This window comes from Salinicola sp. V024 (assembly GCF_052645315.1).
Genome location: NZ_JBQXYB010000006.1, coordinates 151,373 through 164,188, shown reverse-complemented (window position 1 = coordinate 164,188; position 12,816 = coordinate 151,373). Strand labels below are relative to the sequence as shown.

Below are 12,816 nucleotides of genomic sequence, written 5' to 3'. Positions count from 1 at the left end.
CGGCCCGGCACATCAGCGGTCATGCGCATGAGAGCCACCGTCAATATGGCAAAAACTGTTTATCTGCGCATTAGTATCCTGGTCCCGAGCCGGCCCCTTTATCTCATTGCCGACAACAGCATTTTTTAAAAACCCGAATCGCCGTGTCCTGATCACCGTCAAAAAGAGCGCCGCCTTTATCACAGCTGACAGCTAGTAATATTTAATACTTTGGTATGTAGGACAAAGCTTACACAGCAGAGTAAATCTTCATAGGTCATTGTAAAAAATGCGATTTTGAAGAGTAATACCGGAGTTAGTTCAGACCTTTGTCTAACTAGACCATGGTTACAATGAAAGTTTACGAATTAATCGAAATAATGGCGCCCATCGCCGGTGATCAAAAACAACGACTCACGCCTGGCGAGGTGTCGAAGCGAACACATTATTGGCAGCACCGGGTTGCATAGCGTCAGTGAATGCGGATTACGAACTCAGGCTCCCAATGAATCTGGCACTGTTTCAGCGAACGAATAAGTGTTCAGCGCGACATTATCGCCAAGCTATTTTCAAGAAAAAGCCGGCTGCGGATGTTCAATTCACGAGCGGCCAATGCAGCAACAGGTAACAAGGGAACGCAACATCGCCACATCGATAACTGATAAAAACCGGATTCACTCATATCCCTTTCGGGTATCTATCAAGATGTGAGTACGCCGAGCATGACGCTTTGGCAGAGCCTCTCGCGTGTCATGGACACACCGGCGGCAGGTTTCTTCCAGAGCGCCTTGCGTAGCCGAATGATCCATACGGCTGCCAAAAACAGCAATCAACGACAGCAATCAACGACAGCAATAACGATAGCAATCAACGACAAGACCACGAGGGACACCCATAATGATTGCCTCACAATCCGTGCTACGCCGGCCGCTCCTCGCCGCCGTCATCGGCGCTTCCTGCGTCATGCCGGCCCTGGCTCATGCCGATATCAATCCCAACTTTTTCGGCTACGCCCGTTCTGGCATCGGTTCGACCTCCGGCGGCGGCAGCCAGACCTGCTTCAAGTCGGCGGGCGCGCCGGCCAAGTACCGCCTGGGTAACGAATGCGAGACCTATGCTGAGATAGGGCTGGGCGCACAGCTTTACCAGCAACAGGATACGACGTTCGACTTCGCCAGCCGCGTTGCCTATGTCACCGCGCAGGACAACGATGACGAGTCGCTCAAGGACGATGACAACAATATCGCCCTGAGGGAGATGTACGTCTCGGGCACCAACGTCGTCAGCGGGCTACCCGGCGCCTCACTCTGGGCCGGTAAGCGCTTCTACAAGCGCCATGATATCCACATGAACGACTTCTACTACTGGGACGTTTCCGGTCCTGGTGTGGGGATCTCGGATATCGATGTCGGCACCGGCAAGCTGAGCTTCGCCTGGACACGCAGCTCCGGCAGCGATGACGGCGACGGCCTGTTCCCCGATTCCGGCCAGCAGATCTCCGATGACACGATCGATGCGCGCTGGAGCGACATTCCCGTCAATCCCGGCGGCTCGCTGGAGCTCGGCGTCGACTATGGCCGTTCCTCGCTGTCCGATTGGCAGAAAGACTATTACGACGATCAGGGCGTCGATTACGACGACGGTGACAAGGGCTGGATGGGCACCATCGAGCACACCCAGAGCGGCTGGTTCGGCGGCAGCAATACCTTCGCGGTCCAGTACGCCACCGACGGCATCATCACCCGCGATGGCAACGCGGTGGGTCGTGGTAGCGGTGCGCTGCGCCAGGAAGGCAGCATGTGGCGCGTGCTCGACAGCGGCCAGATCTGGCTGGCGCCGGACAAGCTCGACATGCTCTACGCCCTCATTTACGAGGACAAGGACATGGACGACAACACCGGCCGCAAGTGGTTCTCAGCCGGTGTCCGCCCGGTCTACTACTGGAGCGACATCATGAGCACGGCGGTCGAGCTGGGCTATGACCATATCGAGCCGCAGGGTGGCGTGAACGGCTATGACAGCGGTGATCACCATCTGACCAAGCTGACCCTCGCTCAGCAGTGGTCAGCCGGACGCGGTGCGATGATTCGCCCGACCATCCGCCTGTTCGCCACTTACGCCCAGTGGAATGGCGATGCCTACACCGATGCCCGTCAAGCCGACTCGCTCGACACCACCGCCGGTCCCAACAACGTCGACATCGACGACAACAATGGCCTGACCTTCGGTGCGCAGATGGAGGTGTGGTGGGGTAGCTGATCCCCACAATCGCGAGAGCCATGCTCGCGCTGTTTCGATCCTTTGGGCTCCGGCGGCTTACTGCCCCGGAGCCGTTTTCGTCTCCAGCAGGAGTTGCCGAATGTTGCGTTCGTATCGACTGATCGTGCCGTTGAGCACGATACTCATCGCCCTGGCGGGGTGTAGCACACCGCTGATGGCTCCCCACTCTCCGACCCTCCCGGCGCAGGAAGGGCAGCAGGCCCTGGCGCGCACGACGGACTGTTGCAGTTCTCTCGCCAGTTTGCCGTACCGGCCCATCACGGCGCAGGAGACGTTGACGCTGAACTTCACGCCGCAGTCCCCGGCTCATGATTTCGGCGATGGCAAAAGTTTCTTCCAGGCCTTCGAGCTACCCCGGAACAACGGGCCGATAGCCTTGAGCGTCTCCAGCTCGATTCGCGACGGCCAGGTCTTCGCACCGACGATCCTGGTGCTCGACGCGAACTTCCAGCCGGTCAGAAAAGTATCGAGCGATTCACTTAGGGTCCGTCGTCCCACCGGCTTTACTGCCGCGCGCCTGGGGGGAGAATTCAGTTTGACGCCGGGGGCGGATGCCCAGTACGTCGTCATCTATACCAGTACTGAAGATCGCCAGGCATCGACGCCCTACGAGTCGGAAGAGAAAGCCTACGCCCGGGTGAGAGGTCTCGCCGAACCTGCCGGCCCGGACCCTCGCGCCACGCACGCCGCGACTGGCGAAGTGTCGCTCGAGATCGCCTCGCTGACTCGCGACACCGGCATGGCGCCACTGCTTGGCAGCAACCCCGCGCAGATGCCTCAGACGTCCGGCTCCCGCCCGCAGCCCAGCGCGGCCGCGCCGGCCACAGCGACGGCTCCGACCACAACGACCAATGCGCCGGATTTCGATTACCGCCGCATGATCGACGCTGCGCTCAAGGCCGGCGACGTCGAACTCGCGCTGGACCTTGCCGAACGGGCCGAGCGCAGCGGCCATCCCGGCACCCGCGCCTGGCTGGCTGAACGCCTGCAGGCCAAAAAGCCCTGACAGGTTCATGATGGCCTCACGCCGTGGTGCTGCAGGACGCACCACGGCGGATGCGCTTGAAGGCGGTGCGCGAGCCGCAGGCTTAAGTCAGCCCTAAGCTGAAGCCGTCTAGGATGGATGCTGGCTCGTCCATCAGAGGTCACATGTCGTGAGCATCACGCCCACCAACCGATATTCGGCAAAAGCCCGTCACTTTCACTGGACGGTTGCCGCGCTGGTCGTACTGGCCTACACGCTCATCCTGTCGACGGATCTCTTCCCGCGCGATACCGGCATACCGGCTTCTCTGCTCCAGAGCCATTTCTGGGCGGGTATCGGCGTGCTCCTGTTGGCGATCCCCCGATTGCTCGAACGCCTCCGGAATTCTCCGCCACCCGTTTCGCCGCCACTGCACCCGAAGCTCGAACTGCTGTCGCGCATCACCCACTGGGCGCTCTACGTGTTTCTGTTCGCGCAGCCGCTGCTGGGCATCTCGACAGTATGGCTAAGTGAAGGCGCTATCCCGATCCCCGGTACGTCGCTGGCGGTCCCTTCGCCCTTCGGCGTGTTGCCGCATGTGGGCCACTCGCTGGAATCGATCCACAAGACGCTGGGAACGGTGTTCTACTACGTGATCGGCTTGCATATCGCCGCGGTGGTCTGGCATCAGTTCATGCGCAGGGACAACCTGCTCAAGCGGATGTGGTGAAGTGATAGGGTGCAGTGACGTGATGTGATCGAGTGATGGGCGGCGCGAAAGCCCTCGCGCCGCCGTAGCGAATCACTCGAGGATATGAAAACCGTCGAGATAACGCTCGTTGAGGGAAAGACCTAACCCCGGCACGTCGTCGGCAAGGTCGAGATGTCCCTCGACCGGCTCAGGGTCGCCTTCGAACAGGTAGTAAAAAAGCTCGTTGCCGATCTCGACATCATTCACCGGGAAGAACTCCGACATCGGTGATGCCAACGACGACATCGTCAGATGGTAGTTGTGCATCTGCCCGGCATGCGGGACCACCGGCACCTCGAACGCTTCCGCCATGGCGTTGATCTTGCGCGCCACGGTGATGCCGCCTACCCGGTTGGTGTCGTACTGGATCACAGAAACCGCACGCTTCTCCAGCAACTGACGGAAACCGTGCACGGTGAACTCGTGCTCGCCGCCGGAAATCGGCATCGGCGCGATGCGGTTGAGCTCGGCGTATCCGTCGATATCGTCTGCGATGACCGGCTCCTCCAGCCAGCGCAGCTCGAACGGCGCCAGCCTGGGCAACATGCGGCGGGCGTAGTCGAGATTCCAGCCCATGTAGCAGTCGGCCATCAGGTCGATATCCTCGCCGATCACCTCCCGCACCGCCGCGACGCTCTTGAGGTTCTCGCGCATGCCTTTCGGCCCGTCCTTGGGCCCATAGCCGAAACGCATCTTCATCGCCTGGAACCCCTGATCGAGATAGCCCTGCGCCTCGGCCTGCATGACGTCGAGATCGTCATGGTAGAGCTTGGAGGCGTAGCACGGGATCTTCTCCTTGGTGCGCCCGCCGAGCAGCTTGAACACCGGCTTGTCGAGCGCCTTGCCCATCAGATCCCAGAGCGCGATATCGACACCGGAGATCGCCGCCATGCCGATGCCGCGCCGGCCCCAGGCCAGCGTGGCGCGGTACATGCGTTGCCAAAGGTATTCGTAGTCGAACGGATCCTGGCCCACGATCAGCGGCGCCAGATGCTGATCGACGATTGTCTTGGCGACCCTAGGGGCCAGCGCCACGTTGCCGAGCCCGACCAGACCGCTGTCGGTTTCGATCTCGATCACCGCCCAGCCGTGGAAGCGAAAGCTCTGCATCGCATCGCCGCGATCCCACAGCGCTCCATGGCGTTGGTGCAGAAATGCGCTTTGGGCGCCACCGTCTCGCCCTTCCATTCGAATACGCGGGCGCGGACTCGAGTGATTTTCATTGCATGACTCCTGTTCAGGGGATGTCGTTGGCCTTTTTCCCTCAACCCACGAAGGCGTTGGCGATCAGCAGCGCCACCAGCCCGGTGGCCCAGCCCAACGTCGTCGGCACCGATAGCACCAATAGCTGATGCTTGGCGGTCTTGACCCCGAGCAGGCGATTGACGACCCAGAAGTAGCTGTCGTTGAAGTAGCTGAAGAATAGCCCGCCGAGACACGCCGCCTGAGCCGCCAGCACCATGTTGACGTCCGGCATCGAGGCCAGGATCGGCGCTGAGATCGACGCGCCGGTAATCATCGAGACCGTGCCGCTGCCCTGCACGAAGCGCACCAGCGTGGCGATGATGAACGGGATCAGCACCGCCGGCAGCGCCAGTCCGGCAATGCTCTCGCCGATGTAGTCACCGGCACCGCTGGCCCGCAGCACGGCACCCAGCGCGCCCCCGGCACCGGTCACCAGCAGGATGATACCGGCGCTTTCGACGCCTTTTTCCAGATGCGCCAGGACCTGATCCTTGGGCATCTTCGGCACCAGACCGTAGACCGCCACCAGCACGCCGATGCCCACCGCGATCACCGGGTTACCGATGAACTGGACGATCTGAACGACGATACCCGGCGCATCACTGTCGCCCACCACCGCCGTCACCAGCGTGTTGAGGAAGATCAACAAAATCGGCAGCCCGATCGGCAGCACCGATTTGAACAGCGTCGGTAGCTCGCTTTCCTCCAGGTGCGCCGCAAGCGGATCGTCTTCGGTGTCGCGTTTCAGCGATCCCGGCACGTCACGCTCGATCATCGCCTCGATACGCGGCCCCATGAAACGGGCGTAAAGCACCATCACGATCAGCGCCGGCGCGGTGAAGACCAAGCCCCAGGCAATCATCAGGCCGATATCGACACCGAAGATACCGGCGACGCCCAGCGGCCCCGGCGTTGGCGGTACCGCGCTATGGGTGACCGCCAGCCCCGAGGCCAGCGCGATGCCGAGCGTGAGCACCGAGCGCCCGCTGTTGCGCGCCAGTGCCCGCACCAGCGGATTGAGTATCACGTAGGCGGAGTCGCAGAAGATCGGGATCGAGACGATATAGCCGGTAATCGCCATTGCCCAATCCTCGCGATCCTTACCGAGCAGCTTGAGGATCGAATAGGCCATGCGCTGGCCGGCACCGGAGACCTCGAGAATCCTCCCCATCATCACCCCGAAGCCGATGACCAGACCGATGGTGGAAAGCGTCTTGCCGAAGCCGGTGGTGATCGAATCGATTACCGCATTGGGCGACATGCCGCCGATTAGGCCGGCGATCGACGCGGCGATGACCAGGGCGAGTAGCGCATGAACGCGGGTCCTCAGCACCAGCGCGATCATCACGAAGATGGCGATACCCAGGCCGATGATGAAAGGGCCTGGTCTACCCATTTTCACGGCCGCGACTGAGCCGGTTTTTCCGTGAGACCAGGAGCGAGTTTCAGCCTTGGTGGTTCCAAGGGTTATACGAGCGACGACGTATCACGGGAAAATCGGCCAGTCCCTTCGGGTTGCGCTTCAAATACGCTCATGCGGCGTTGCGCGACTGGATAAGGGCAAACCATTGTCTGCGTCCCGCGCCTTGCCTGAACGTATTTGAAGCAGCAACGCGGCTCGTGGGGAATGGGTACACCAGGCCCCATGGGCCAGCGACAGTGGCGTCTGTCATGGCATGAACTCCTTGTGGGCATTATTGAGTGTTGTTGCCTGCTGAAGGAACGGATCTATTCGGGTCCGGCACGTCTTGTCAGAGAACGGATCAGTTATCGAGTTCGTCCTCTAGATAGGCGTGGATGATCGCGTCGAAATCGCTGTCGGCCTGAAAGCCGAGATTCAGCGGCCGTTCCACCGCCAGCCCGCCCGGCCAGCTAGCGACGATGGCATCGATACCGGCATCCGGCTCGAAGCGCACGAGATCGCGGACGGCGGTGCCAGCCTGGCGCTCGAGCGCGTCGAGCATCTCGTTCACCGTCACCGTGATGCCGGGCAGGTTGAGCGTGCGCCAATCGCCCAGCGCCTCTCCCTCGAGCGCCAGCGCATGGACCAGATTGGCCACCACGGCGCGGGGCGAGGAGAGCCACAGCGGCAGGCCGGCATCCACCGGGCAGATCGCCTCGACGCCCGCAAGCGGCTCGCGAATGATCGAGCTGGCAAACGACGAGGCCGCCTGATTGGGTTTGCCGGGGCGCACCACGATGGTCGGCAGGCGACAGACACGGCCATCGACGAAGCCGCGCCGGCTGTAGTCGTTGACCAGCAGCTCGCCTATCGCCTTCTGCGCGCCATAGGAGGAGCGCGGCTGCGGGCCGATCGCCTCCGGCACCGGCTGAGAGAGCCCAGGCCCGAACACCGCCAGCGAGCTGGCGAACAGGAATTTCAGCCGCTTCGGATGGGCCCGGCACGCTTCCAGCAGCGTGCGCGTGGCGTCCAGATTGACCCGCATGCCGAGCTCGAAATCGGCTTCCGCCTGAGAACTCACCACCGCCGCCAGATGGCAGACGTCGCCGGTGTCGTCGCCAAGCGCTTGCTCGATCAGTGCCGGATCGGCGACGTCACCGGTGAGCGACTCGACCCGATCGTCGCCCACCGGGCACGGCGCCAGGTCGATCGATGTCACCCGCGTGATGGCCTGCCCCTCGATCGACGCCCCTCCCGCAAGCAGCTGTTGGATCAGTCTGGCCCCGAGAAAACCGGCGCCTCCCGTTACGATCACATGCATGGCGTTGCTCCTTTGCGGCGCTGCCTTCATTCACTGAACGGCGCTCAATTGACCAAAGGCGAATTGCGCTGACCTTTGCGATTTAACATCTTGTCTGACAAATTAGCCGCACAGGCAATACCGCCATTGGTCGGAGAGCGTCGCCAATCGCCATCATGGCGGCGTCCGCCGAGTCGGATCTTCGACGAACGCATAAGGCGTTTTCAGCGTGAGTGAAAACACATGAGTGAAACCCAGGAACAGCCGTCACGCGGCCCGCAGCTTTCCGAGCAGGTGGCCCAGCGTTTGAGCGATGCCATCCAGGCCGGCGAATGGGGTCGCGGCGCGCGCCTGCCCACCGAAGCGGCACTGGGCGAGCGTTACGGCATCAGCCGCTCGGTGGTGCGCGAGGCAATCTCGATGCTGCGCAACGGCGGCCTGGTCACCTCGCGCCGAGGTAGCGGCAGTTTCGTTGCCGAATCTCCCACGGTGTCGCTGCGCCTGGAGATTCCCGATCCCGACATTCAGTCGGTGATCGAGGTGCTGGAACTGCGCCGACCGCTGGAGGTGGAAGCCGCGCGGCTGGCCGCCGAACGGCGCACGCCTTCTCAGCTGCGCCGAATTCGCAATGCGATGGTGGATATCGACGAAGCCGTCGAAGCGGGGCTTTCCGGGGTCGATCAGGATCTCGCCTTTCATCGCACCATCGCCGAAGCGGCCAACAACACGCATTTCACCGCCGTGCTCGATTTCTACAACCGCTTTCTGCATCACGCGATCCGCGTGACGCGCACCAACGAGTCACTGCGCGAGACCTTCATGCTGCAGGTGGTCGGCGAGCATCAGGCCATACTCGACGCCATTGCCGCTGGCGATGCCGAAGCCGCCGCTCGCGCCGCCGCCATTCATCTGGAACATGCCGAAACGCGCCTGCGTCAGGCGCCTACAGACCTTCTCAAGAGCGTGCTCGAGCGCGTGGAAGCGCAGCGCAGCTCGGTGGCCGTCACGCCCTCGGAATCGGAATCGACAGAACACACGGGAGACAACCCGCAATGAGCATTTCACAACGACCACGGGTCGGGGTCATCGGGCTGGGCTCGATGGGAATGGGCATGGCAACCTCGCTGGTGAACGCCGGCTTCGAAACCTGGGGCTGCGACCTGCGCGAGGAAGCGCGGGCGAGCTTCGGCGAGGCCGGCGGCCATGCCGTGGCCACCCCGGCGGAGATGGCCGCCGAGGTCGAGATCGTGCTGACCGTAGTGGTCAACGCCGAGCAGACCCGAGCGGTGCTGTTCGGCGACGGCGGGCTGCTCCCGGGGCTCGCGCCGGATAGCGTGGTCATCTCGTGTGCAACCTGCGCGCCGGATGACGTGCAGGCGCTGGGCATCGATCTGGCGGCCCACGATATTCACCTGCTCGATGCGCCGATCTCGGGCGGTTCGGTCAAGGCCGCCGCCGGTCAGCTGACGATCATGGCTTCCGGCCCCGCGGCTTTGTTCGAGCGTGCCGAAAACGTGCTCGACGCCCTCGCCGCCAAGGTATTTCGTCTGGGAGACGGGCTGGGTCAGGGTTCGCAGGTCAAGCTGGTCAACCAGCTGCTCGCCGGAGTGCATATCGCCGCCGCCGCCGAGGCGATGGCCTACGGCATTCGCGGCGGCTGCGATCCGCGAACGCTGTACGAGGTGATCACCCAGAGCGCCGGCAATTCATGGATGTTCGAGAATCGCGTGCCGCACATCCTGGCCGGCGACTACACCCCGCACTCGGCGGTGGACATCTTCGTCAAGGATCTCGGCATCGTCCACGATACCGCCCATCGCAACAAATTCCCGCTGCCACTTACCGCCCAGGCCTTGAGCCAGTTCACGCTGGCCTCGGCGCAAGGTCTCGGTCGGGAAGACGACATCGCCGTGGTCAAGGTCTATCCGGGTATCACGCTTCCCGGCACGGCCGCCAACGATGCCGGATTCGATTTCGATGGCGGTCCCAATGACCACGGAGGTGCTTGAGCGATGGCGAACTCTCTTTCAAAAGCGGATGAGCGACGGCCCAGCATGCGGCCCATCTTCGGCTGTATCGCCGATGACTTCACCGGCGCCACGGATCTGGCGAGCATGCTGGTCAGCGCCGGCATGCGCACGCTGCAGACCATCGGCATCCCCGAGGCTCCGCTGGAAGCGGGCGTGGACGCGGTGGTGGTGGCGCTGAAATCACGCACGATTCCTGCCGAAGACGCCATCGAACAGTCGATTCAGGCGCTGGACTGGCTGCGGGAACAGGGCTGCGAGCAGTTCTACTTCAAGTACTGCTCCACCTTCGATTCGACGCCGGCGGGCAATATCGGCCCGGTCACCGAGGCGTTGATGGACGCACTGGGCACCGACTTCACCATCGCCTGCCCGGCGCTGCCGGCCAACCGCCGCAGCGTGTTCAACGGCTATCTGTTCGCCAACGGCGTGCCGCTCAACGAAAGCGGCATGCAGGATCACCCGCTGACGCCCATGACCGATGCCAACCTGGTGCGCGTGCTCGGCGCGCAGACGACGCGCAATGTCGGACTGATCGACTACGCCACGCTGCGCCAGGGCGACGCTGCCTTGAGCGCGCGCATCGACGCGCTCAAGGCCGAAGGCATCGGCATCGCGATCTGCGACGCCATCGATAACGACGACCTGTTCATACTGGCGCGAGCCTGCCGCGATCTGCCGCTGGTGACGGCGGGTTCCGGCCTGGCGCTGGGGTTGCCGGCCAATGTCGCCCAACGCCTCGGCCACACCGAAGATGCGGCTCGACTCGAGCCCGTTGCCGGGCGTGAAGCCGTGTTGAGCGGCAGCTGCTCGCGGGCCACGCTGGCTCAGATCGAACATGCCCGGGCGCACATGCCGAACTTCCACCTCGATGCCCTGGCACTGCACGATGACTATCAAGGCGTCGTCGATGCCGCGCTGGCGCATGCCGAGGCACATTTCGACGCCGATCCCGGTAATCACGACGCGCCCGGCCCGGTGCTGATCTACGCCAGCGCCTCGCCGGAGGAAGTGCGCCGGGCGCAACAACGGCTCGGCGTGCAGCAGGCCGGCGAACTGGTCGAGCGCGCCATGGCCGAGATCGCCGCCAAGCTGGTCGGTCGTCTCGGCGTGCGCCGGCTGCTGGTCGCCGGGGGCGAAACCTCCGGTGCCGTGGTCAGCGCGCTCGACGTTCAGGGGCTGCGGATCGGCGACAGCATCGACCCCGGCGTGCCGTGGACGACCACCCTGGGTACCCAAGAACCGCTGGCGCTGGCGCTCAAGTCGGGCAACTTCGGCGCCCCCGATTTCATGACCAAAGCCTGGAAACTGATGCCATGACCGCGATCCACACCTCGACATCCGCCACCGAAAACCGCCTGCGCGAAGAGATCGCCGAGATCGGCCGCTCTTTTCGCAACCTGGGCATGGCGCCGGGGACGTCCGGCAACATCAGCGCCAAGCTCGAAGACGGCTGGCTGATGACGCCGACCAACGCAAGCCTCGGCGCACTCGATCCGGCGGAGATCTCCAAGCTCGACTGGGACGGCAACCTGCTGGCCGGCAAGCCGCCAACCAAGGAGTCGTTCCTGCATCGGGCCTTCTACGAGCAGCGCCCGGATACCGGCGGGATCATTCACCTCCACGCAACGCACTCGGCGGCGGTCTCGTGTCTCAACGGGCTCGACGAACACTCCTGCCTGCCGCCGATCACACCCTACTTCGTGATGCGGGTCGGCCGTCTGCCGCTGGTGCCCTACTACCGCCCCGGTGACGCGGCGCTGGGTGATGCCGTGCGCGACTACGCCTTGGATCACGCCGCGGTGCTGCTGGCCAATCACGGCCCGGTGGTCGCCGGCAAGACGCTGGAAGCGGCGCGCAACGCCATCGAGGAGCTGGAAGAAACCGCCAAGCTCTATCTGCTGCTGCGCCAGCACGATGTGCGCACGCTGAACGAGAAAGAGATCGACGAACTGCGCGACGCCTTCGGGGCCCAGTGGTAGCCGCGCATTCATCTGCCTATACCGCCACTGTTAACAAGGTCATTGAGGAAATCAGGCCATGCCGCGTTTCGCTGCCAATCTCAGCATGATGTTCAACGAAGTTCCGTTCATGGAGCGCTTCGCCAAGGCCGCCGCCAACGGCTTCGAGGGGGTCGAATTCCTGTTTCCGTACGACTTCGAGCCCGAAGCGATCGCCGCCGAGCTCAAGCGCCACGGGCTCGAGCAGGTGCTGTTCAATCTGCCGCCGGGTGACTGGGCTGCCGGGGAGCGCGGGTTGGCAGCCCTGCCCAGGCGCGAAGCGGAGTTCCGGAATAGCGTTGATACCGCCATTCGCTATGCCAAGGCGTTGAACTGCCCACGCCTGCACGCGATGGCCGGTCTCATTTCCGAATCGGTACAGGAATCAGCAGCTGGCTCAACCTCGGAAAATGTTTCCCGTGAAACATTTTCCAGTAACCATCAGATTTATCTGGAAAATCTTCGCTTTGCCGCACGAAAGCTCGCCGAGCACAACCTGACGCTGCTGATCGAGCCGATCAACACTCGCGACATGCCGGGCTACTTTCTCAACCACCAGGCCGATGGCCACGCGATCGTTGCCGAGCTGAACGAGCCCAACGTCAAAGTGCAAATGGATTTCTACCACACCCAGATCATGGATGGAGATATCTGGAAGACCTACCAGCGCTATCGCGACGGCGTGGGCCATATTCAGATCGCCGGCGTGCCCGAGCGGCACGAACCGGATAGCGGCGAAGTGAACTACCCGTGGCTATTCGAACAGCTCGACCGCGACGGCTATGCCGGCTGGCTCGGCTGCGAGTACAAGCCGCGCGGTGACACGGAGGCAGGATTGGGGTGGTATCGCGCCTGGCAGCAGCGCTGA

Annotated in this window: 11 protein-coding genes; 8 read left to right on the top strand and 3 right to left on the bottom strand. The window is 62.9% G+C overall.

Annotated elements, in window-relative coordinates; translation table 11 throughout:
* The first annotated feature begins 876 nt into the window (after window positions 1-876).
* The 3 genes from ACUN9V_RS11240 (at window position 877) to ACUN9V_RS11230 (ending at window position 3,953) form a co-directional block, all read left to right on the top strand.
* Window positions 877-2,238 (top strand): maltoporin, encoded by a 1,362-nt coding sequence (locus ACUN9V_RS11240; protein WP_445511442.1) that lies wholly within the window; start codon window positions 877-879, stop codon window positions 2,236-2,238.
* A 100-nt stretch (window positions 2,239-2,338) separates the two neighbouring features.
* Window positions 2,339-3,265, top strand: coding sequence for a MalM family protein (locus ACUN9V_RS11235; protein ID WP_445511441.1), 927 nt, complete (start codon window positions 2,339-2,341; stop codon window positions 3,263-3,265).
* Between the two features lie 148 nt (window positions 3,266-3,413).
* The gene (locus tag ACUN9V_RS11230) at window positions 3,414-3,953 is read left to right on the top strand and encodes a cytochrome b (protein ID WP_445511440.1); all 540 of its coding nucleotides are present in this window, start codon (window positions 3,414-3,416) and stop codon (window positions 3,951-3,953) included.
* 72 nt (window positions 3,954-4,025) lie between these two features.
* Here ACUN9V_RS11230 and ACUN9V_RS11225 read toward each other — a convergent pair whose 3' ends face one another.
* The 3 genes from ACUN9V_RS11225 to denD all read right to left on the bottom strand — a co-directional run bounded on the left by ACUN9V_RS11225 (window position 4,026) and on the right by denD (window position 7,942).
* Entirely contained in the window at window positions 4,026-5,162 is a 1,137-nt protein-coding gene (locus ACUN9V_RS11225) for an L-rhamnonate dehydratase (protein ID WP_445511439.1), read from the bottom strand.
* Between the two features lie 76 nt (window positions 5,163-5,238).
* Window positions 5,239-6,615, bottom strand: coding sequence for a GntP family permease (locus tag ACUN9V_RS11220; RefSeq protein ID WP_445511438.1), 1,377 nt, complete (start codon window positions 6,613-6,615; stop codon window positions 5,239-5,241).
* A gap of 367 nt (window positions 6,616-6,982) precedes the next feature.
* Entirely contained in the window at window positions 6,983-7,942 is a 960-nt protein-coding gene (denD, locus tag ACUN9V_RS11215; protein ID WP_445511437.1) for a D-erythronate dehydrogenase, read from the bottom strand.
* Window positions 7,943-8,164: 222 nt separating this feature from the next.
* On the opposite strand from denD, the gene ACUN9V_RS11210 reads away from it, so the two are divergent.
* Genes ACUN9V_RS11210 through otnI form a run of 5 tightly spaced genes read left to right on the top strand, consistent with a single transcriptional unit; the run spans window position 8,165 to window position 12,816 of the window.
* The gene (locus ACUN9V_RS11210) at window positions 8,165-8,977 is read left to right on the top strand and encodes a FadR/GntR family transcriptional regulator (RefSeq protein WP_445511436.1); all 813 of its coding nucleotides are present in this window, start codon (window positions 8,165-8,167) and stop codon (window positions 8,975-8,977) included.
* Entirely contained in the window at window positions 8,974-9,930 is a 957-nt protein-coding gene (ltnD, locus tag ACUN9V_RS11205) for an L-threonate dehydrogenase (RefSeq protein ID WP_445511435.1), read from the top strand. Before ACUN9V_RS11210 ends, ltnD begins: the two co-directional genes overlap by 4 nt.
* Window positions 9,931-9,975: 45 nt before the next feature.
* Complete coding sequence (otnK, locus tag ACUN9V_RS11200) at window positions 9,976-11,268, top strand: 3-oxo-tetronate kinase (protein ID WP_445511434.1); 1,293 nt, start codon at window positions 9,976-9,978, stop codon at window positions 11,266-11,268.
* Window positions 11,265-11,930: a 3-oxo-tetronate 4-phosphate decarboxylase gene (gene otnC, locus ACUN9V_RS11195; RefSeq protein WP_445511433.1), complete on the top strand. Its 666-nt coding sequence runs from the start codon at window positions 11,265-11,267 to the stop codon at window positions 11,928-11,930. The genes otnK and otnC overlap by 4 nt, the downstream gene beginning before the upstream one ends.
* 58 nt (window positions 11,931-11,988) lie before the next feature.
* Entirely contained in the window at window positions 11,989-12,816 is an 828-nt protein-coding gene (otnI, locus tag ACUN9V_RS11190; RefSeq protein ID WP_445511432.1) for a 2-oxo-tetronate isomerase, read from the top strand.